The 21002-nt window shown below is 61.0% G+C and carries 18 protein-coding genes; 14 read left to right on the top strand and 4 right to left on the bottom strand.

Annotated features, from left to right (window positions below):
* Window positions 1-68: 68 nt before the first annotated feature.
* From ASE22_RS18955 to ASE22_RS18935, 5 genes are all read left to right on the top strand, one after another.
* On the top strand, window positions 69-692 hold the full coding sequence (locus tag ASE22_RS18955) for a hypothetical protein (protein ID WP_156397145.1): 624 nt from the start codon (window positions 69-71) through the stop codon (window positions 690-692).
* Window positions 693-833: 141 nt separating this feature from the next.
* Window positions 834-2087, top strand: coding sequence for an outer membrane beta-barrel protein (locus ASE22_RS18950; RefSeq protein ID WP_235538177.1), 1254 nt, complete (start codon window positions 834-836; stop codon window positions 2085-2087).
* A gap of 90 nt (window positions 2088-2177) precedes the next feature.
* Window positions 2178-4358 (top strand): polysaccharide biosynthesis tyrosine autokinase, encoded by a 2181-nt coding sequence (locus tag ASE22_RS18945; protein ID WP_162248193.1) that lies wholly within the window; start codon window positions 2178-2180, stop codon window positions 4356-4358.
* 103 nt (window positions 4359-4461) lie between these two features.
* Window positions 4462-5046 (top strand): hypothetical protein, encoded by a 585-nt coding sequence (locus tag ASE22_RS18940; protein ID WP_156397144.1) that lies wholly within the window; start codon window positions 4462-4464, stop codon window positions 5044-5046.
* Window positions 5043-6521, top strand: a complete 1479-nt coding sequence (locus ASE22_RS18935; protein ID WP_056549942.1) for an O-antigen ligase family protein — start codon at window positions 5043-5045, stop codon at window positions 6519-6521. Before ASE22_RS18940 ends, ASE22_RS18935 begins: the two co-directional genes overlap by 4 nt.
* Before the next feature lie 97 nt (window positions 6522-6618).
* Here ASE22_RS18935 and fcl read toward each other — a convergent pair whose 3' ends face one another.
* From fcl to ASE22_RS18920, 3 genes are read right to left on the bottom strand one after another with little or no spacing between them, the layout of a single operon-like run.
* A complete protein-coding gene (gene fcl / locus ASE22_RS18930) occupies window positions 6619-7581 on the bottom strand; it encodes a GDP-L-fucose synthase (protein WP_056363402.1) in 963 nt (320 codons plus the stop codon).
* A 4-nt stretch (window positions 7582-7585) separates the two neighbouring features.
* The gene (gmd, locus tag ASE22_RS18925) at window positions 7586-8704 is read right to left on the bottom strand and encodes a GDP-mannose 4,6-dehydratase (RefSeq protein ID WP_056363399.1); all 1119 of its coding nucleotides are present in this window, start codon (window positions 8702-8704) and stop codon (window positions 7586-7588) included.
* On the bottom strand, window positions 8701-9489 hold the full coding sequence (locus tag ASE22_RS18920) for a glycosyltransferase family 2 protein (RefSeq protein WP_056363396.1): 789 nt from the start codon (window positions 9487-9489) through the stop codon (window positions 8701-8703). Before ASE22_RS18920 ends, gmd begins: the two co-directional genes overlap by 4 nt.
* 464 nt (window positions 9490-9953) lie before the next feature.
* Between ASE22_RS18920 and ASE22_RS18915 the strand changes: the two genes are divergently transcribed.
* The 4 genes from ASE22_RS18915 (at window position 9954) to ASE22_RS18900 (ending at window position 14583) form a co-directional block, all read left to right on the top strand.
* Window positions 9954-10712 (top strand): class I SAM-dependent methyltransferase, encoded by a 759-nt coding sequence (locus ASE22_RS18915; protein ID WP_235538176.1) that lies wholly within the window; start codon window positions 9954-9956, stop codon window positions 10710-10712.
* Window positions 10713-10912: 200 nt separating this feature from the next.
* Window positions 10913-12445 (top strand): lipopolysaccharide biosynthesis protein, encoded by a 1533-nt coding sequence (locus tag ASE22_RS18910; RefSeq protein ID WP_056363390.1) that lies wholly within the window; start codon window positions 10913-10915, stop codon window positions 12443-12445.
* An 18-nt stretch (window positions 12446-12463) separates the two neighbouring features.
* Window positions 12464-13585 (top strand): glycosyltransferase family 4 protein, encoded by a 1122-nt coding sequence (locus tag ASE22_RS18905; RefSeq protein WP_056363387.1) that lies wholly within the window; start codon window positions 12464-12466, stop codon window positions 13583-13585.
* Window positions 13582-14583 carry a GDP-mannose 4,6-dehydratase gene (locus tag ASE22_RS18900; RefSeq protein ID WP_056363384.1) on the top strand — a complete coding sequence of 334 codons (1002 nt, stop codon included), beginning with the start codon at window positions 13582-13584 and terminating at the stop codon, window positions 14581-14583. The genes ASE22_RS18905 and ASE22_RS18900 overlap by 4 nt, the downstream gene beginning before the upstream one ends.
* A 46-nt stretch (window positions 14584-14629) precedes the next feature.
* Here ASE22_RS18900 and ASE22_RS26910 read toward each other — a convergent pair whose 3' ends face one another.
* The gene (locus tag ASE22_RS26910; RefSeq protein ID WP_156397143.1) at window positions 14630-16042 is read right to left on the bottom strand and encodes a hypothetical protein; all 1413 of its coding nucleotides are present in this window, start codon (window positions 16040-16042) and stop codon (window positions 14630-14632) included.
* A 60-nt stretch (window positions 16043-16102) separates the two neighbouring features.
* On the opposite strand from ASE22_RS26910, the gene ASE22_RS27930 reads away from it, so the two are divergent.
* The 5 genes from ASE22_RS27930 to ASE22_RS18870 are packed head-to-tail and all read left to right on the top strand — an operon-like array spanning window position 16103 to window position 20983.
* A complete protein-coding gene (locus tag ASE22_RS27930; protein WP_321163629.1) occupies window positions 16103-17479 on the top strand; it encodes a glycosyltransferase family 4 protein in 1377 nt (458 codons plus the stop codon).
* Window positions 17476-18021: an acyltransferase gene (locus tag ASE22_RS18885; protein ID WP_056601450.1), complete on the top strand. Its 546-nt coding sequence runs from the start codon at window positions 17476-17478 to the stop codon at window positions 18019-18021. The genes ASE22_RS27930 and ASE22_RS18885 overlap by 4 nt, the downstream gene beginning before the upstream one ends.
* The gene (locus ASE22_RS18880) at window positions 18014-19264 is read left to right on the top strand and encodes a glycosyltransferase family 4 protein (RefSeq protein WP_082545311.1); all 1251 of its coding nucleotides are present in this window, start codon (window positions 18014-18016) and stop codon (window positions 19262-19264) included. The genes ASE22_RS18885 and ASE22_RS18880 overlap by 8 nt, the downstream gene beginning before the upstream one ends.
* Window positions 19242-20441 carry a glycosyltransferase gene (locus tag ASE22_RS18875; protein WP_056363371.1) on the top strand — a complete coding sequence of 400 codons (1200 nt, stop codon included), beginning with the start codon at window positions 19242-19244 and terminating at the stop codon, window positions 20439-20441. Before ASE22_RS18880 ends, ASE22_RS18875 begins: the two co-directional genes overlap by 23 nt.
* Window positions 20441-20983, top strand: coding sequence for an acetyltransferase (locus ASE22_RS18870; protein ID WP_056363368.1), 543 nt, complete (start codon window positions 20441-20443; stop codon window positions 20981-20983). The genes ASE22_RS18875 and ASE22_RS18870 overlap by 1 nt, the downstream gene beginning before the upstream one ends.
* Window positions 20984-21002 lie beyond the last annotated feature (19 nt).

The following is a 21002-nucleotide window of genomic DNA, read 5'->3' as shown; positions in this document are numbered from 1 at the left end:
AAGACCGATGGGGGATCGTCATGCGAAATCCAGTCCGTAGAATTTCGCCGCGGCCGTCGTCGGCGCTGGTGGCTGTGGCGCTTTCGCTGTCGGTCACCGCGATAGTGCTTCCATATGCCTCGTTTGCCCAGGAGCAGACTGCCGTTGCCGGTTTGACGGTCGATCAGGCGGTAGAGCAGGCCAAGGCCAATCCGGCGCTGGCGGTCCAACTGGCCGCGCTCAATCCGCAGGCTGCCGTCGCCATCGCGACGGCCGTGCCCGAGGCGGCAGCGGCCATCGCGATAGCAAATCCTGCCATTGCGGTGCAGGTAGCGGCGGCGGTACCGGCGGCCGGGCCGGCGATCGCGGCCGCGCTTCCCGACCAGGCGGTTGCCATCGCACAGGCCGCGCCATCGGCGGCTGCCGCGATCGCAGCAGCCGTGCCCAGTGCCGCCGTGGCGATCGCACAGGCCGTGCCGTCCGCAGCGGCGGCGATCGCGGCCGCGCTTCCCGACCAGGCAGTCGCGATCGCAATCGCTGTGCCGTCGCAGGCGGTCCAGATCGCCGCCGCGGTGCCTGACGCCGCAGTTGCGATTGCAGAAAGCGTGCCGCAGGCGGCGGACCAGATCGCGGAAGTGGCGGACGATCAGAACGACGTGACGGTGGTCGACGTCGTGGAAAATCCAGCTCAGGATAACGTCAGCATTAGCTAGGCGTTGGAATTGCAGGTCGCGAATAGGGCGCGCGTCAGCATATCGGGCGTATATTCTCATCATCTTCCGAATGAGCCACAAGGGGGGCTTTCGAGTATGGTCGAAGCGTGGCGTTGGCGCATGATCGTGGCGCAGGGGGCTTTGGCGGTCGGCCTCGCCTCCGCTCTGGCAGGGGGCGCCAACGCGCAGGAGCGTGGATCCCGGCTTGAAGCCGAATTGGAAACGCCTCCGAAGCTGCCCGCTATCGGAGCAAGGCTTGGCGCCTTTCGCGCCTTTGTCGGCGGCACGGCCGGAGCCACCTATGACGATAACATCTATGCCCAGGACGGGGCGAAGGTGGATGACGTCTATTTCAAGCTTTCCCCCAATGTGAAGGTGTCGTCCGACACCAGCAGATACAAGCTGAACCTTGCTGCCGGCCTCGACCGGTACGAGTATTCGGACAGGACCAGCGAGAGCCGCACCGACTGGAACGTCAGCGGCGATGTCCTCACCGAACTGCTGCGCGATACCACGGTTTCCCTCAATTCCGGTTTCCGGCGGGCGACCGAGGAACGAGGTTCGCCGGACAGCCCCGTCACGGCCGTCTCGCCCGTTCGCTACGAAGCTTTTACGGCCGGAGGGGGTTTCGCGCGCGAGGTGGGCCGTCTCCAGGCACGAACCGTCGTCGACTATCAGGAACTGAACTATGACGATGGCCGCCGGGGAAATGGCACCATCATCAACAACGACGATCGCGACCGCAAGACGCTCTCCGGCGGCGGCGAGCTCAGCTACAGTTTTTCGCCAGGCTACCGGATATTCGCAAGGGCTTTGCTCGACCGCGTCTGGTATCGCCTGCCCGTCGACGACAACGGCTATAACCGCGACGCTCGCGGCTATCGTTTGACCGGAGGATTGAAGTTCGACGTCACGAATGTGATCGAAGGCGGGATCTTCGCCGGCTACATGCATCGAAGCTATAAGGACATAGTGTTCGACGACTATAGCGGCATCGCTTATGGCGCGAATGTTCGCTGGGCGCCGACGCGCCTGACGACCGTTCGATTTGCGGTTAACCGGGATGTTCAGGAGACCACCCAGATCGGCTATCGGGGCTATGTGTCGACCGACTTCGGCGTGCGCGTCGAGCATGAGCTCCGTCGCGAGATCACTCTGAAACTCGGCGCTCGATACGCCAAGAACCGGTATCTGCTGTCGTCGGCCATTCCCGCCGGCGGGGCGCTGTTGCATCGCGACGACGATCTGTATTACGCGAATGCCGGCGTCGACTATCTCCTCAATCGACAGTTCTTGATCGGCCTCGGCTGGGATTATGTGAAGCGGTCGTCCAATGCCGTGACATCCGATTATTCGCGAAACAAGATTTTCGGTTTCCTGAAGGTAACGCTCTGATCAAGCGTTACGGAGAGTTGTGTGAATTATATGGTAGGCGGCCCCGCATCCTTCATCCCGTCCGCGGTGGATGGAGGCAGGGGTTCAGTGATGAGAACCTGGCTTGCCGTCCTTCGCCGTCGCTGGCAGGTTCTCGCCGCTTGCGTCGTCACCATAACATTGCTGACGCTTCTGGCCGTCTTTCAGGTAACGCCCCGATACTCGGCCACCTCTTCGGTGGCGATCAACACGCAGAAGACCCAGATCGTCGATGCGACGCAGGTCGTCAGCGATGTCGCCGCGGATATCTCCGTCATGGAGACGCAGGCGACGATCCTTCACTCCCCTACGCTCATCGGCAAGCTGATCGACAAGCTGCATCTCGATCGGGACCCGGAGTTTTCGGCCTCGGCCAAAGCGTCGATGGACGCCGCGAAGCCTTCCTTCGACATATGGAAGCCATCGAGCTGGTTCGCGTCGACCGTCGATCAGGTTTCTCTGACGCCTGCGGCCCGAAAGAAGACCCCGCTCGAGGAGGCTCGTGATCGTTCGCGGCTGATCGACGTGGTCAGTGCGGCGGTCGATGTCAGGATCCGGCCGCGTTCCTATGTGCTGACGATAACCGCTACGTCGGAAAACGCGTCGAAGGCGGCGGTGATCGCCAATACCTTGGCTGAACTGTTCATCGCCGATCAGATCGAGACGAAGTATGATGCGACGCGTCGTGCCAGCGTCTGGCTCGAGAGCCGCGTTGCCGAGCTCAAGAGCGCGGCGGTGGCGGCCGATCAGGCGGCGTCATCCTACCGGGCGGCCACGGGCCTTGTGGGAGGAAGCGGCGGTTCCGTCGATAGCCAGCAGCTCAGCGAGATCAACTCGGCTTTGATCCTTGCGAGGGTCGCGCGAGCCGAGAAAGCCGCGCAACTCGGCCAGATCCGTCGCCTGACGGAGAGCGGGGCCGGCCTGGAAGCTTCGGCGGCGACACTGGAATCGCCGCTCATCCAAAGCCTGCGGCAACAGGAGGCCGAGGTTTTGCGGAAGCTGTCCGAGCTCAAGACGACCTTCGCCGCTCAGCATCCCAAGATCATCAATGCCAATGCCGAACTTCGCGATCTGCGTGAGAAGATCGCCGATGAGGTACGCAAGATCGGCCAGTCCACGGCGAACGACCTGGCCGTTGCCTCGGCTCGCGAAGCGGCCCTGGCCAGCAGCATGGCCTCCGCGCGCAGTCGCACCGGCGCGTCGAGCATGGCCGAGGTCCGCCTGCGCGAGCTGGAGCGGCAAGCCGATGCGGCCAAGACCCTCTACGAGACCTTTCTGAACCGCGCGAAGGAAACCCGCGAGCAGGTGGGGATCCAGACTCCCGATGCCCGCATCGTATCACAGGCCATTTTTCCGTTGGCCGCGTCTTACCCGAAAAAGGGAAAGACGGTGACCACCGCCGTTCTGCTGTCGATATTGTTGGGGTTCGGCCTCATCGTCTTGCTGGAACGGCTCGAGAATACCATCCGCAATCCCGATTATCTGGAAAAACTCTCGGATAGCCCGGTGCTGTCGCTCGTGCCGTTGGCCGACGAGGCGCCATCGATTCCCGAGGATATCGTGCTGGACAGCCCGTTGTCCCAGACCTCCGAAAGCCTGCGCACATTGCGCAATGCGCTTTCGATGGTCGATGTCGACACGCCGCCCAAGATCATAATGGTGACCTCTTCGCTGCCTGGGGAGGGTAAAACCTTCCTTTCGAGCACGCTGGCCCGATCGGCACTCGATGGTTATCGGCGTATCCTGCTCATCGACGGCGATTTGCGACGGCCGCGCATCCATAAGGTTTTCGAGCTGGAGAATCGCGCGGGCCTTTCCGACGTGGTCAGTGGCGCAGTTTCCTTCGAGGATGCCGTCCAGCACGATCCGCGCGCCAAGGTCGATATTCTAACGGCCGGCCGGCGCAGCCCGAGTCCCATGGATTTGCTGCGGTCCCAGCAAATGTCCAATTTCCTCCGGCAGATGCGCGAGCGCTACGATCTGGTGATCGTCGACACGCCGCCCTTCGGCCCTCTGGCGGATGCCCAGATCATCGCAAAGCTGGTGGACAAGATCGTGCTCGTCGTACGCTGGGGGGAAACGCCCATTCCCGTCCTGCGCAACATCTTGAGCCAGATGGCGCGATTGCAGGCGCCGCTGGCGGGGACGGTCCTGACCCAGGTCAACATGCGCCGCTATGCGGCCTATGGCTACGGAGACTATGGCTATTACTATCATCGCTATGGCTCCTACAGCTATGGGGCGGAAGCCTAGGATCGCCATCGCCGCTGCGGCGGGTGTCGTTGCGCTGTTCTGTGCGGGCGTTTCGGCTATCGCCCTCCGTGCGGCCGTCATCGCCCTGCCGACGGGCGGGATCATGGAACGCCTGCGCGGAGGCGCGCCTGTTTCCAAGGGCGAGCGCGTCGCGGCCGCCCGCGCATCCTATCGGGCGGGCCAGGTCTTCGAGACTGGCCGCTATTGGAGCGACGCCGCGCTGGCGGCGGCCGATCTCGGCCCCCGGGAGAGAGAGCGCGCTCTTCAAGGCACGAGTCTGGAGGCGCTGGTCGACGGAGCTCTGAAGAGCGCCCCCGCGTCACCGCAGAACTGGGTACGGCGGGCGGCATTCCAGCTTTCCGCGGGTGACGTGAAAGGGGCGCGGGTTTCGCTGGAGACCTCGCTCTTATTGGGTCGCTTCATGCCGAGGCTGACCGTGCCGCGTTTGCGGATCATGATCGAATTGCTCCATCGATCGGCCGATCCGGCGCTCGAGGCGTATATCGCCGAACAAATCCGGATCGCCGCCCGGACCGAGCCTCTCGCGCTCGCCCGATTTGCCGATCACGGAGCCGCCGAAGGCATTGCTCAACGCACTCTGGCGGGCGACTTCGCTCTCTATGACGCCTATCTCCGGGCGCTTGCGAGTGTCCGTGCCCAAAAGGCCAAAGAGGCGACGGCCAAGTGATCGACCCGGCGATTTCCCAAGACAGGGCGAACGAGCGCGCTCGATGGATCTGGATCGGCTTGCTGCTCCTGCTCGCTCTGCTTCCCATCCCGTTCGGCGGTAACCGTCCCTGGGCCTGGAGCGCCATGGTGCTCTGGGTCTCCATCCTGCTGGGGGGATATGCCCTGTCGACGGCGCTGGGACATCAAATGCTGGTATGGCGGCGTGCGCTGACCTTTCCCCTGGTCGCGATATGCCTGCTCATCGCATGGATTCTGTTTACGATCCTTCCGGGGACCGGCTTCTTTCACCCCGTCTGGCAGGTGGCGTCGGAAGCGATAGGGCATCCGCTGCCCGCACGCATGGCGCTGTCGGTCGATGCTGCTCTGGTGGGATTGATGCGGCTGCTCGCCTATATGGCGATCTTCTGGTTGAGCCTGCAATATTGCCGGGATCCGAAGCGCGCCGACCATATGCTCGTCTGGATCAGCTGGACGGGATTTCTGATCGCCCTGTACGGGCTGGTCAACTATTTCGCGGGCAATCCCTATCTTCTGTGGTTCGATCGCTTCGCGGCACAAACGGACGTGACCGCGACGTTCGTCAATCGCAACCATTACGCGACCTTCGCAGGAATGGGCCTGCTGTGCTCGTTCGGTCTGGCCGTCACGTCCTTTCGGGCGGCCTGGCTGCTCTCGGATCGAAGCCAGAAGAGGTTTTCGCGGACCATCGAATGCATCATCGGTCGTCCGCTGCTCTACTTCGTCATCATGCTCGTCATCGGCATGGCCTGGCTGCAGGCCCATTCACGCATGGGAACCTTCTCGGTGCTGGCCGGGCTAGCGGCGATGTTGTTGCTGATGATGGCGACGAACCTGATGCGACGGCGGCTTGCCCCCTGGCTCTTCGCCGCTCTTGTGCTCGCGCTTTTGTTTTTCGTGTCAGGCCACGCCACGCTTGCCAGGCTGGGCTCGACCAGCGAGATCGACCGCCTTCCGCTCTTCTCCGTCGTGGTCGACCAGATCGCGAGCGCGCCTTACACCGGAAGCGGCTATGGAAGCTTCGCGCAGTCCTTCGCGATGTATCGCGATCAGCGTCTGCCGACGGCCTATACCTATCTTCAGGCCCATAACGATTATCTGGAACTGGCTGCGGACCTTGGCATACCCGCCGCGGCGCTGCTCCTCAGCGCCATAGCATGGTGTGCGGCGCTCTGCTTTGTCGCTGTTTTTCGGCGGCAGCGCGGTCAGATATATCCGATCGTGGCGGTCGCCTCGACGCTCACGGTGGCGCTCCACGCGCTGCTCGATTTCAGTCTGCAGATACCAGCCGTTGCCGCACTTTACTCCGCAATCCTCGGAATGGGGGTGGCCCAAAGCTGGTCGGCGGAGCCGAAGCGCCACGAGCGGGCGAACGGCAAGCGAGCGATATCTGCGCACGCGTCCGCGCGGCGCGACGAGCCGACACGCGAAGCATCGGCCAGCTATGACGACTGAGGCAATTCCTTCTCGCGCCTGAAATCCATGAAGCGCGGACGGCCATTGTCGGGTGCGTCATGGCCTACCGGATTCCGGAGGCCGCCCGCTCGAAACCCTAGGTCCGGCGCAGGTAGCCGGCGCTTTCCAGGAACCACTGGTAGGTAAGGCGAATGCCCTCGTCCAAGGCGATATGGGCTTTCCAGCCCATGGCGCCCAGCCTCGACACGTCCAGCAATTTACGGGGCGTTCCATCGGGTTTCGAGGGATCGAACAGGATGCGCCCCCGAAAACCGGTGATATCGGCGATCAGCAAGGCGAGATCGGCGATCGATATGTCCTTTCCGCAACCCACGTTGATATGGCTGAGCATCGGCTGCGTGTTGGCGCGATAATCGTCTTCGGGAAGGTCCAGGACGAAGAGCGACGCTTCCGCCATGTCGTCGACATGCAGGAATTCGCGCTTGGGGGTGCCCGTTCCCCAGATCACGACCTCATCGCGGCCTTCCTCCTTCGCTTGGTGGAAGCGGTGGATGAGCGACGGAAAGACATGCGCATTTTCCGGGTGGAAATTATCGCCGGGGCCATAGAGGTTGGTCGGCATGACGCTGCGATAATCGGTCCCATATTGGCGGTTGTAGCTTTCGCAAAGTTTGATGCCCGCGATCTTGGCGATGGCGTATGGTTCGTTGGTCGGCTCGAGCACACCCGTCAGGAGCGCGTCCTCGGACATCGGTTGCGGCGCATATTTGGGATAGATGCAGGAGGATCCCAGGAACAGCAGCCGCCGGACACCGGCCGCATGGGCCTGATGGATGACATTGCACTCCATCATGAGATTCTCGTAGATGAAGTCGGCCGGATAGGTTGCGTTGGCGTGAATTCCGCCGACCTTGGCTGCCGCGAGAATGACTATGTCCGGACGTTCCGCCTGCATGAAGCGCCCGACCTCGGCCTGGTCGGTCAAATCCAGTTCCGAGTGCGACCGGAGGATGAGCGAGGCGTTCCTCACTTCCAATCGCCTGACGATAGCGGAGCCGACCATGCCGCGATGCCCGGCCACATATATGCGCTGAACCATGCGATTACCTACCTTGCGGGATCGGCGTATCGTAGCCGTGCGCCTTCAGTAGCGCGTGCCGGCGGGCCGTCTCCAGGTCGGCCGCCACCATCTCCGCACACATTTCGCGGGCGGTGATTTCCGGTCTCCAGCCCAGCCGCTCGATTGCCCTCGTCGGGTCGCCGAGCAGCGATTCCACTTCTGCCGGACGGAAATAGCGCTGGTCGACCCTCACGATCACGTCACCCGGCTTGACCGATGCGCTGATATTGCCCTCCACCGCATCGACGATGCCCTTTTCATCGACTCCGTCGCCTTCGAAGCGGAGCGTGATCCCCAGTTCTTCCGCCGACCACCTCACGAATTCCCGCACCGAATGCTGTTGGCCGGTAGCGATCACGAAGTCCTCCGGCTCGGGTTGCTGCAACATCATCCATTGCATCCGGACATAGTCCCTCGCGTGCCCCCAGTCGCGCAGCGCATCCAGATTGCCCATGAAAATACAGGCCTCGAGGCCTTGGCTGATATTGGCAAGGCCTCGGGTGATCTTGCGGGTCACGAACGTCTCGCCACGACGCGGGCTTTCATGATTGAAGAGGATGCCGTTGCAAGCATAGAGCCCGTAGGCTTCGCGGTAATTGACGGTGATCCAATAACCGTAGAGCTTCGCGACCGCATAAGGCGAGCGCGGGTGGAACGGCGTCGTCTCCCGTTGCGGAACTTCCTGGACGAGGCCGTAGAGCTCGGACGTGGAGGCTTGGTAGAAGCGTGCCTTCTTCTCGAGTCCGAGGAAGCGAATCGCTTCGAGCAGCCGCAGCGTGCCGAGGGCGTCGACGTCAGCGGTGTACTCCGGCGCCTCGAAGCTGACCGCCACGTGGCTCTGCGCGCCCAGATTATAGACCTCGTCCGGCTCCACTTCGCGCAGGATCCGGGTGAGGTTGGAAGTGTCGGTGAGGTCTCCGTAATGGAGCTTCAGCTTGGTATCGGGGGTGTGCTGATCCTGATAAATATGATCGATCCGCTGCGTATTGAACAGCGAGGCCCGTCGCTTGATGCCGTGAACCTCGTAGCCCTTCTCCAGCAGGAATTCCGCCAGATAGGATCCGTCCTGACCGGTGATACCCGTGACAAGGGCGCGCTTCATGGAACGGGCCTTCCATCGGGCCGGACGAACTGGGGAATTTTGCGCAAATTCTTCGCGAGCAGTGTCACCATTCCCCCGACGCCGTTCCTCTTGATTGCAACATAATCTTCACGACTCTTTCTGACGATCTGTTTCAGGGAACGGTTGCTTTCCCCGCCGACCCGCATCTTTATCAGCACCTGCGGTATATAGATCAGCCGAATGCGTCCTTTGACGATCCAGCGCAACATCGCATCGTAATCGGCGGCGATCCGAAGTTCGGCATCATAGGAGCCCCAGCGATCGAAAATTTCCCGCCGAAGAAAGAGCGTGGGATGGGGCGGCATCCAGCCGAACGCGATGTTACGCATAGTGCAACGTCCCGATCGCCAATATCTGATACTCCGTTGCGGGTCGGTCGAAGAGACATATTGAAGGTCGCCGTAAACACCATCGACAAGAGGGTCGAGAAAGGCGGCGGCCACTTTCTCCAGGACGAGGGGTGAGGCGTAGAAATCGTCCGAATGCATAAGGCCGATAATACCCCCCGTAGATCGGGCGATACCTCGATTGATTGCATCGTATATGCCATCGTCCTTTTGGGATTTCAGAATTATCGATTTGTTCATTAAGCATCCGATAAGGTCCAACGTCCCATCGGTTGATCCGCCGTCTTGAATTATATGTTCTACAGCCGGATAAGTTTGATTCTGTAGACTTTTTATGGCGTCGCCCAGCGTTTCGGCGCGATTATAAACCGCCGTTATGATACTTATTTTCGTCGAATCTATTCGCGATTCGGCCATTATCGTATCCGTTAATAGACATATATTTCTGTCCAAAAGCAACGCAGCGAGTACAAATCTTGCCCAAATTATTAGCTGCTGGCAAGGATAAGCTCTGCAAAGTCGCCGATTTGTCCTTGAGCCATGCCCGGCGAGGCGGGCCGACCAGCAAGACATCCGCGGGACCTCGGGCGTTCGAAAGGTCGCGCTTTCCCGCCGATCTTGGCTGCCATACGCGGTGACATGCGGCGCGCCCGGCGTCGGTTGCCTGCGCCGGGTCTCCCCCAACAGCGGATTGCATGCCAATCTTGATCTTGCGGCTTGACGAAGTCTTGGTAGCAAGTGCAGGTTCGCCAATCTTGCATGTGCCCGGAGGACACTCGGACAGGTCCTGGCCTTTAGTTCAGGCTTTCCCGTCCAAGGTCATTCCGCAATGAATTTCCTGCGGCCGTCTTCGGATCGAAATCGAAAATAATATTTACGATTTGCTGGTTCGCCCGGCTGGAGACGAGAACATCCTGTCTGACTTCTCGGCATCATATTCATATCGGGGGATTATGGCGCTCATTCAAAAGATAGTCGCTGGCGGACCAGGCCGAAAGACGCGGCTGCACACCGAAGAAGATCAGCTTATTCCCCTTTCGGAATTGCGCCACTTGCCGATGGCTGGCGGTCAATGGCTTTTCCGGAAGTTGGTCGGCACGCGACCGAGCGAGCCATGGTGGCCGATTCCCGCGATCCGGGAGGTCAGCGCTTACATGGGGAGCCGAGAATGCAGGGTCATAGAATTCGGCTCGGGCTCCTCGACCGCCTGGCTGGCGCGCCGCGCAGCATGCGTGCATGCGATAGAGGACAACGAAAGCTGGTTTCGCGAGACCAGTGCCCGGCTGAAGGCCTTGGGCTTCGGTAACGCGGAAATTTCCTGCAGGACGGGAGCGGATTATTATGATCTCTCGTGGATCGACGATCCTATCTGTGATCTTGCCATTATAGACGGAAGCTGGCGTTGGAAATGTATCGAAGCGGTATTGCCACATATGACAGCTGGCGGGCTGATCTATCTCGATAATTCCGATGCGGACAAAGATGCTCGTCACTACCCGCAGGACAACGATAAGAGGAAGGCCCAGTCTGTTCTGGCGCGCATAGCGGAGAGCAGACCCGCCGCGAGATTGTACAAGGTTACCGGCCTTATTTCCGGGGAGCTTCATGTAGGGTCCGGTACCTTTCTTCAACTAGGGTAATCGCTGCATCGTGGATGGGATTCGGGTTCGGATGAGATTGTGCCCGGGTGCCTGGACGAGGCTCGCGACGAGAAGTCCGCGTCCGTCGGACGCAGGTGTGGCATCATGAACTGGGGCGAACCGCCCATCGGCGCTGCCTCCGAGAAACTTGCCGATCTGGCATATGGCCTAGGGCGGGCGCTGCCAGTTAAGGAGGCGCGATGAATCCCTTCATCATCCTGCGAAGAAGGCGCGCTTCCGTCGATCCCTTTGTCGCCGCCGATCCGGCGATCGACCATTCCACACGCGTGGCCAAGGGCGGGGCCGTCGTCTTGGCGGGCTACGCCTTCACCATGGCGACCCAGATCGGGCAGATCGCCTTATTGTCCCGGCTCCTGCCGCCAGGCGATTTCGGCCTGATCGGACTGGCGACCGCGATCACCGCCTTCGTGAAGCTGTTTTCCGATACCGGCGTATCGAGTGCGACCGTGCAGCATCGGCGTATCGACCATCTGCTTGTCAGCACGCTTTATATGATCGAGTTGCTTGTCGGCGTGGGGCTGATGCTGATCTGCTGGGCGATCGCGCCGGCCGCGGCGTGGTTCTTCCACGATGGCCGCCTGACGATAATTATCATGGCGCTGGCGCTCCAGATCCCTTTGGCGGCGCTCAAGTCGCAACATCGAGCGCTGATCGCGCGGCGGATGGATTTTAGCTTGATCCAGCTCGGATTGGTGCTGACGGCGTTGAGCGGCTTTGTGGTATCGGTATTGCTGGCTTGGCTGACAGCTGCGGGCTATTGGTCGATCGTAGCCGGTTCGCTGGTATCGGCGATTGTCGACCTCGTCTTTACCTCGGCCTTTTCCGGCTGGAGGCCCGGTCGCGTGAGTCACTTCCGCGGGGCAGGCGCTTCGCTCCGCTTCGGCCTCAATATCATGACGGCCAACTTCATGGGTTGGCTGTGGCGCCAGTCGGACAACCTGCTCGTGGGCTATCATTGGGGAACGGTCTCGCTCGGCTACTATACACGCGCCTATTCGCTCATGCTGTTGCCCCTGCAGATCATCGGCGGGCCCCTCGGTTCGGCATTGATACCCATATTCAGCCGCTTGCAGGATGCGCCCGAGGAATGGAACATTCTCTATCGCCGCAGCGTGCGGGCGCTCACCGCGACGGTCGCCCTCGGTGCCCTGAGCCTGACGATCGCCGCGCCGATCGTCATCGCCGTCGTCATGGGACCCGGATGGGACGAAAGCGCAAAAATCTTCGGGATTCTCTGCATCGCCATCCTGCCGGGATCGGCGTGGGAGCTTTCGCGGATCGCATATATTTCCCTCGGACGTTCGGATATGATGGTCCGGTTCACGCTCGCATCGGGCATTCTGCATGTCCTGGCCTTCGTCGTCGGGGTACGGTTCGGGCCGGTGGGCGTCGCTTGGGGCCTGGCAATCGCATCCTGGATCATGGCGCCGCCAGCCTTTTACCTGGCGGCGCGGATCGCTTCGATGTCTCCCGTTATTTTCCTGCGAGAACTCTCTCCCGTGCTACTGGCCTGGGTTGTGGGCACGGCAGGAGGCGCGGCCCTTGCGAAGCTGCTGCCCATCGAGCCCGAATGGTTTCGCATCCTCGCGGCGACGGGTTGCGGGATATTGCTGTTCGTCCTGACCTTGCTCGCCGGCACCTTCCACGACCCGGGCTGGCGGTCGGACGCGCGTCTGGTTCGTCAAAAAATGCATGCGGCATTGGCAGGTTGACATGGAATACGAGCACAAATGACGAAGGCCGATCCGACCGAACGCCGGCTCCATGTGGTGCTCATCGGCTATGCCCATGGACATGGCGGCATCCAGACGCATTGCCATTGGCTGGCAAAGGGGCTCAGCGACCGCGGCCATATCGTCGAGTTGCTCTCGCCCGCGCCGATGACCGGCCAGGCGGCCTCGCTGCCCCACCGCGCCGATTATGCGATAGCCGAATATCGCGGCTGGCGCGACGTTTGGCGCCTTGCGCGTGCGCGGAGCGGGAAGAGCGACGCCGTCGTCATTACGGGCACGGGTTGGAAGGCGATGCTGCTCGCCTTCGCGTTGCGCCCGACCGAGAAGCGCGTATTTTTCGAAGTGATGAGCGGCGAGCGCAGTAGACGTCTCGATCCGCGCGATCTCACCCGACTGGGTTTCGATGCGATTGTCGGGCAGGGAAGCGGGGTCGAGCGCATGTTCGTCCGCGACTTTGGCTGGACGGGATTGAGCATCGTCATCCCTGCGCTTCCCGAACCGCTCGAACGCATCAGCCAGGTCCCCATTCCGCCCCGATTGCCGCAACGCCCGGACGGTAGGTTGCGCCTTGCCTATTTCAGCCGGCTCGTCCCGTATAAGGGCGCGGGTTTTCTCATCGAAAACTGGTCGCGGCTTGCGGACCATGCGGAGAGTCTCGATATTTGGGGGACCGGTCCTGCCCATGATGAATTCGCTGCCGGGATCGCGGAGGCGGGGCTTGGCGACGTCATCAGGCTGAGGGGGCGTTATCCCGGCGGGCAAGCCTATGTCGATCTGCTGCAAAGCTACGACATGACCCTGTTGCCGACATGGGGAAAGGAGGGGGCGCCCTTGGTGCTGCTCGAATCGATGGCGTGCGGCATACCCTTCGTCGCAAATGGGGTCGGCGGCATCCCCGACTATGCCAACCCCTGGTGCGAAGTTACCGGGGGCGATGTCGCCGATTTCCTGCCGCTCTACGATCGACTTGCAAAGCGCATCCGCTCCGGGGAGCTCGATACGGCCGCCCTGCAGGCGCATTATAGCGATAATTTCAGGTTCGAGCGACTGATCGAGCGTTGGGAGGCGTTCCTCCGGGCCCCCCTCGCCGATAGTATAAGGAAGCGGCCGCTGTCATGAAGATCGCGTTCATAACGGGCATCACCGGACAGGACGGCTCCTATTTGACGGAGCTTCTGCTGGGCAAGGGTTATATGGTACACGGGGTCCTGCGCCGCTCGAGCGTGATCGACCGCCAGCGGATCGACCATCTGACCCGTGATCAGTCCATCTATAACAAGCGGCTTTTCCTGCATTATTGCGATCTCGACGATATTACCACGCTGCGTCGTCTGCTGCGGGAGGTACAGCCCCGTGAATTCTACCATCTGGCGGGCCAGAGCCATGTGGGACTGAGCTTCGACATACCCGAATCCACCTGTGAATTCACGGCCATGGCGACCTTGCGTATCCTGGAGGTATTGCGCGACCTCGATCCTGTTCCCCGCTTCCTCACGACCGGTAGCAGCGAGATTTTCGGGGCGCCCGACATATCGCCGCAGGATGAACGCACGGCGATGCGCCCCACTTCACCCTATGGTGTAGCCAAGAGCTTCGCGGTCAATATCACACGCGTATATCGTGAGGCGTTCGGACTTTTTGCGTGTACGGCCATTTGCTACAATCATGAATCCGAACGACGCAATCCGAACTTCGTAACCCGCAAGATCAGCCGGGCTGCAGCGGCTATCGCGGCGGGAAGTCGCGAGAAACTCGCCCTGGGAAATCTCGATGTGTGGCGTGATTGGGGTTATGCGCCCGAATATGTCGATGCAATGTGGCGTATGCTGCAACTCGATCATCCCCAGGATCTCGTCATAGCGACGGGCATCACAACCTCGTTGAAGGATTTCCTGGACGTCGCGTTTCTGCACGTCGGGCTCGACTGGCGCGAACATGTCGAGATCGACTGCCGCTTCATTCGTCCTCGCGAACCTCAGCATCTGGTGGGAAATCCGGCGCGGGCGCACGCTATTCTGGATTGGCGGGCAAAGACCGGTTCTGCCGATCTTGCGCGGCTCATGGTCGACGCCGACTGCGCCCGTCTGGGTCATGTCCAGCCGAGAGCGCTGGACTAGGGCGCGGGTCGTCCTCGGCGCACCGGCCGCCTGTCGAAAGCGGCGTTCATCTTGATGTCGGTGAGGCTCCAGAGGGTTGCGTTCGATCGGGTGCCAGGGCGGGGGTGATCATTTCGAGCGGCGCCGATGATGTTTCGAGCGGCGGCGATGCGCCGATCCAAAACCGCGGAACGGCCAGCGCTACGACTATATAATAAGCCAGACCTCGTGCGACAAAAACCGTCAAATCCGCAGTGAGTGCGGTGGCCAGGATGCCCAGCATTACGGCGTAGAAGATTTCGTCCCGGGGACTGTGCGCCATCCGCCGCTCGAGCCACGCCATGAAGGCGCCGAGCAGGGCGAATATCAGAGCGCCGAAATACCAGAACTGCTGATATACCTGAGCAAAGCTCAAAGGAGAGAGGTAGTTATAAAATAATGATACGGAATTATATTCCAGTTCATCAAGAGGTATTTTCAGGCTATTTTTAAAATCTGCGCCAAAAATTCCAGATGGAACATATTGATTTATGATAGAATTATAAAATATTGCGCCATATTGAAAATCACCGCTCCTATTGACGGAATCAATGCGGAGAAAGCTTCCGACAATTTCGCTCTTATCGATATCCGTTTCGTCGACCTTGGTGATCTTATCCGCGATCTCGGCCAAGGGCGCTTCGCCGAAATTATAAGACCGGAGCTCGGGGAACAGTCGAAAGACAAATAAGAACGCGATTAGGCAGGATATTACCGTAACACGATTAAGTCGTATTTTTCCATAGCGCACCATAAAATGCGCAAAAATTACACCAAGTATGAGAACTTCGGACCGACGGAAAAGAAAAATAATATTGGAGAGGGGGATAAGGGAAAATAATAACGCTAAATATAAATGATTAATTTTCTTGAACTTGCACCAAAGAAATAGCTGAATAGCAATTGCTATATAAATAAATCGGACCACGAATATCAGATAAACTGGAAGTCCCTCGTAGGTTATCTCGTAATTTCCACCTTCCAGCAGAAACTGCTTGAGGCCTCCGCCAATCAGCACGAGCCAAAGATAAGAAAAAGTCGATACGATCGCGATTATCCAGGACGATACATCCAGGTGGGATCTATACGCTTGGATAATATTTTCGTTGTCGTATTCCGGAATCTGGTTATTGTTATCGTTTGTATTGTTTTCGGCATCAGTGTCGATGCGCTTGAGGGTTAGATAATAACCTCCCAAGGCGCATAGAAAGCATAATAAAATGCAAATTTCGCCAACAAAAATAACGTCATTTTCTACGTAATAATATAATGACTGCGAATCTACCAATAGAAACAACAGGATTTGTGCGGACAAAAATGCAGTAAAAACTCCACTTATTACGAAAGGAAATCTCGTAATTCCCCAGCCATCCGCCTGTGATATCGTGAAGATCGCAAAAGATATGAAGATTAAAAAGGCGACAATCGTTTCGATCTGCATGCCATAAAAGCCTATAATTGCCGCTTGGCTAAGCTTGCTTTCTAAGACAGCCCAAGGCTGTTGGCAATCCGATCGCTCCGATTTTCAAGGCTGTCGATGCTAATCGCAACTCGATATAGCACATCGCTTCGACCCCGAGTGCCTCCGCAAGCTGGTTGCCGATATTTTCTATCGGACGAGAATGAAGTGGTTTTTTGGTCAGTAATCAAACTGCCCGGACAGGAACGATATTCGATGCGTGCGACGGAAGCGGATGAAGGGCTGTATGGCCGAATGCGCGTCACGATGCTCCAACCGGGAGCCCGGCATAATTACATGCAGTCGCGCTTCCTATATGCCCACGGCGCCCTGCGGCGGCTTTACACCGATTTCGCCATGCCAGACACGCCTCTGGCGCGGCTCGTGCACGGGCTCGTCCCGAAGGAAGGGATCCGTGCCAGCTTGGCGCGACGCGTGGTCAAGGACGTACCGGGCCATTTGATCCGCAATATTCCGTCGGTGCGGAAGCAAAATCGTATCGGTCGTCCCGCGCCGTGGCCGATCGGCCGTCGCGACCTTTCGATGAGCGACATTTTCTACACGCAATATTATTCGGGGGGGCATGGACTGCGCGACCGGATACGGCCGGACGCGAAAATCGTCTCGGACGTCTTTACCGTTCCCTCGACGCACAAGATCGTCAATGCCGAGGTGGCAGCATTTCCGGAGTGGGGAGAGCATCCTTTCGACACTTCCCTGTGCGAGCGCTACGAACGGTTCACCCACGACATGCTGGATGACAGCGATGCGCTCTTTTGCCCAGCGCAGTCGGTGATCGACGATATCGAAAGCTATGGCGCGCATCATGCTGGAAAATGCGTCCTCGTCCCTTATGCGTCGAGCCTCGCCTTCCCGGCCGTACCGCAACCGGTGCCCAAGCGTATTTTGTTCGCTGGGACGCTTACGCTGCGCAAGGGCCCCCACTATGTGAAGATGGCCGCGGAGCGTCTGGCGCGGACCGATCCCGCTTTCCGCTTCGTCTTTGCGGGCGGCGTCAGCGACGCCGCGCGGCGGCTGCTCGAAGGGCCCAATGTCGAACTGCTCGGCCACCTCTCGCGCGACAGGATGGTGGAGCAGTTCGCACGTGCCGACGTCTTCGTGCTGCCCTCGCTGGCCGAAGGATCGGCGGGCGTGGTCCTCGAGGCAATGAGCGCGGCGCTGCCGGTCGTGGTTTCGCGTGGCGTCGGCATAGACTTTCCCGACGGCGGACCCGGCTTCTATGTGCCGGATCGCGATCCGGACGCGATTGCGGCGGCGCTGGTGCGCATTTGCGATGACCGTCCGTTGCGCGAACATATGTCGCGCGAAGCTCTCGTCCGATCCAGCGCCTACGGACTGCCGGCGTGGGACAAGCGCTTCATGGCGTCGCTGGCCCGGCTCTGCGAGGGACTGGAATGAACGCGCTGCTCAACTTGCCGCACCGCGTGCGGGCGTTATGGTTCCAAATCCTTTGCCCCTTGTGGTTCCGGGAGCTGGGTTCGGACTGCCTGATATTCGGCCGGCAGCATTTCCGGCGGCCGCTCATGGCGATCTCCATCGGCCGGCGCGCGATGATCGGGCGCGACATTTTCTGGCAGGTCGCGCGGGGGGCAAAAGTGGTCATCGGCGATGATGGAAGCATAAACAGCAACTGCGTCATCGTCGCGAGCACGGGCATTCGCATCGGCGACAATGTCGCGATCGCGGAATTCGTCTCGATCCGGGACCAGGAACATCGCTTCAGGCCATCGACCGGCGTGCGGGGGCAAGGGTTCGACAGCGCGCCGATCATCATCGAGGACAACTGCTGGATAGGACGCGGGGTCTATATCGGTCCGGGCTCCGTCATCCGACGCGGGAGCATCGTCGCGGCGAACAGCGTGGTAAAGGGGGAGTTTCCGCCCAACAGCCTGATCGCCGGCGCACCCGCCAGGGTGAAGAAGGAACTGGCCGATGAATGAAACGCGTCCGCGCATCGCGGTGCTGTTCGACAAATTCGGCCCCTATCACATTGCACGGCTGGCCGGCGCGATGCCCTATGCGGACGTCTTTGCCCTGGAGGGGGCGCCGCACCGAAGGGTCTATGATTGGGACGCGTCACCCGTTCCAGCGGGCATGCGGCATGCGGCGGTCGCGGAAGCCGCCGGTGACGAGAGCTATCCGGCACGGATCGCGGCAAGACTCGATCGACTATTGGGCGAATGGCAACCGGATGCGGTCGCGGTGCCGGGCTGGTCGAACATGATCGCGCTCGCCGCGTTGCGCTGGGCGTCGCGGCGTGGGGTGCCCGCCATCTGCATGTCGGAAACCAATGCCTGGGACTTTACCCGCCGTCACGGCGTCGAGCGGGTGAAGCGCGCTATCGTTCGCCATTATGGTGCGGGGCTTTGCACGAGCGATTCCCATGCCGGCTATCTGTCCGCCCTGGGGATCCCCCCGAACCGCATCGCCCGCGGTTACAACGTCGTCGACAATGACTATTTTGCGAAAAGCGCCGGATATTGGCAGGCGGCGGGAAGCCTTCCCGCCGCTCTCGCCGAGAGGCTTCCGCCTGCCGCGTTCAATCGGTATTTCCTGACCAGCAACCGCTTCATCGAGAAGAAGAATCTCGTCCGTCTCCTTGCCGCCTACGCCGCCTTTCGCGAGGGCCGCGGCGACGATCCGGCGGATTGGCCGCTCGTCCTGCTGGGCGACGGCGAACTGCGCGATACGTTGCTGGCGGAGCGCGATCGGCTCGGGATCGGCGGACACGTCCACATGCCCGGTTTCCTGCAGATCGACGAGCTACCCAAATATTATGGTAGCGCGGGGGCGTTCCTGCATGCGAGCACGATCGAGCAATGGGGACTGGTGGTCAACGAAGCGATGGCAAGCGGACTGCCCGTCGCGGTCTCGGACAAATGCGGCTGCGCCGAGGTGCTGATCGACGATGGCGTCACCGGTTTTTCGTTCGATCCGCTCGATGTCCCCGCCATGGCCGGCGCCATGCGCAGCCTCGCCCTGCTGGAGAGGGACGGACCGATGGTCGCCGCGGCGAGGCGCCGGATCGCGGACTTCGGCCCGGATGCCTTCGGGCGCGGCCTGGTCGAGGCGGCCAGGATGGCGCGTGCCGGCGGCGCCCGGCCGTCGTTCCTCGATCGTCGGTTGCTGGACCTGTCGATCGCACGCGCCGCATGGCGGGATGGCCGCCGACATGGCGGATGAAACCCCCGCCATCCCACGTGTAGCGATGCTGACGGGGTCGCTGTCGCCACGCGCGGGAGGCATGTTCTATTCGGCGCGTATTCCCGCCAATATCATGGCGGAGCAGGGGCGTTCTCCCCATGTGTTGGGACTTTCCGACCCGGATCTCGCCGCCAGCCGCGACCGATGGCATGTCGAGACGCTGAGCGCGTTCGAGCCGAAGGGCCCCGGCGGCTTCGGCGCCGTGCCCGCCCTGCGGCGTGCGCTGGAAGCCATCCGGCCGGACGTGCTTCACGCGCGCGGCATCTGGCTTCCGACGAGCCTTGCCGCGTGGCGGTGGCGCCGGCGGCATGGCACCCCGCTGGTCATCTCGACGCACGGGATGCTCGATCCGAAGGCGCTGCAACTCTCGGCGGGCAAGAAGCGCATCATCGCCGCCGCCTTCGAGCGTGCGAACATGCAGCACGCTTCGGTCATGCACGCGCTCAACCGGTCGGAGGCGAATGCGATGCGCGCCTACGGCCTGCGCACGCCGATCGCGATCATTCCCAATGGTGTCGACCTGATGCCGCTTCCGGAAGCCGGCGTTTCCGGACGGGGTCCGCGGAGGACCATGTTGTTCCTGGCCCGCATCCATCCCAAGAAGGGGATTTCCGAACTGCTTCATGGCTGGGCGCTATTCCGCGCCCAACGGCCGGACCTGGCGGCAGAGTGGCGGCTCGATATCGCGGGCTGGGACGACGGGGGGCATCTCCCCCATCTGGAAGCGCTCGCAAGAGACCTGGCGCTTGCCGGCAACGTGGCCTTCGTCGGTCCGCGCTATGACCGGGAAAAGATCGCCGTGATGGACGCCGCCGACGCGTTCATCCTGCCCTCGTTCAGCGAAGGCTTGCCGATCTCGGTGCTCGAAGCCTGGGAGCGCGCATTGCCCGTGCTTATGACCGACGCCTGCAACCTGCCCGAGGGTTTTGCGAGGGGCGCCGCTTTGCGTATCGCCCCGGAACCCGGCGACATCGCGCGTGGGATCGCTAAGCTCGCCGCGATGGAACCGGCGCGGCGCACGGCAATGGGGCGGGCCGGTCGCGGTCTCGTCGCCGAACAGTTCGGCTGGGAAGCGATCAGCGCCGATTATCTGGCGCTGTACGACTGGCTGCACCATGGAGGCGACGCGCCAGCGTGCGTGGAGTATTCGACGTGATGCGACCGGACAACCCTACCGCGGAGAATCGCCGCGCCCGAAAATGGAGCCGCAAGGAACTGGCCGGGCGCGTCGCCTGGGGCCTGGCGCAGCCGCTGTTCCGGTTCAGCCCCCGCCTGTTCTGGGGGTGGCGGCGCTGGCTGCTGCGCCGCTTTGGCGCGCGGATCGGGCGCGATGTCCGCATCTTCCCCAGTGTCCGCATCACGATTCCGTGGAACCTCGCCATCGGCGACGACGTCGGCATCGGTGACGGGGCCATTCTCTATGCCTTGGGCCCGATCTTCATCGGTGCGAACGCGACCATTTCGCAATATGCGCATATCTGTGCGGGCAGTCACGAATGGCGCGATGCGACCATGCCGCTGACCAAGCCGCCGATCCGTATCGGGGCGCGCGCATGGATCTGTGCCGATGCCTTTATCGGTCCCGACGTCGACATCGGCGATGGCGCGATTGTCGGTGCGCGCGCCGTCGTGATGAAGCATGTTGAACCGAGCGAGATCGTGGCAGGCAATCCGGCCCGCACGATCGGCCGACGCTGATCGGGGGATCACTTTGCCA

It is taken from the genome of Sphingomonas sp. Root720 (genome assembly GCF_001428605.1).
Classification (GTDB): domain Bacteria; phylum Pseudomonadota; class Alphaproteobacteria; order Sphingomonadales; family Sphingomonadaceae; genus Rhizorhabdus.
The sequence above is the reverse complement of the archived record's forward strand: the minus strand, read 5'-3'. Positions and strand labels throughout refer to the sequence as shown.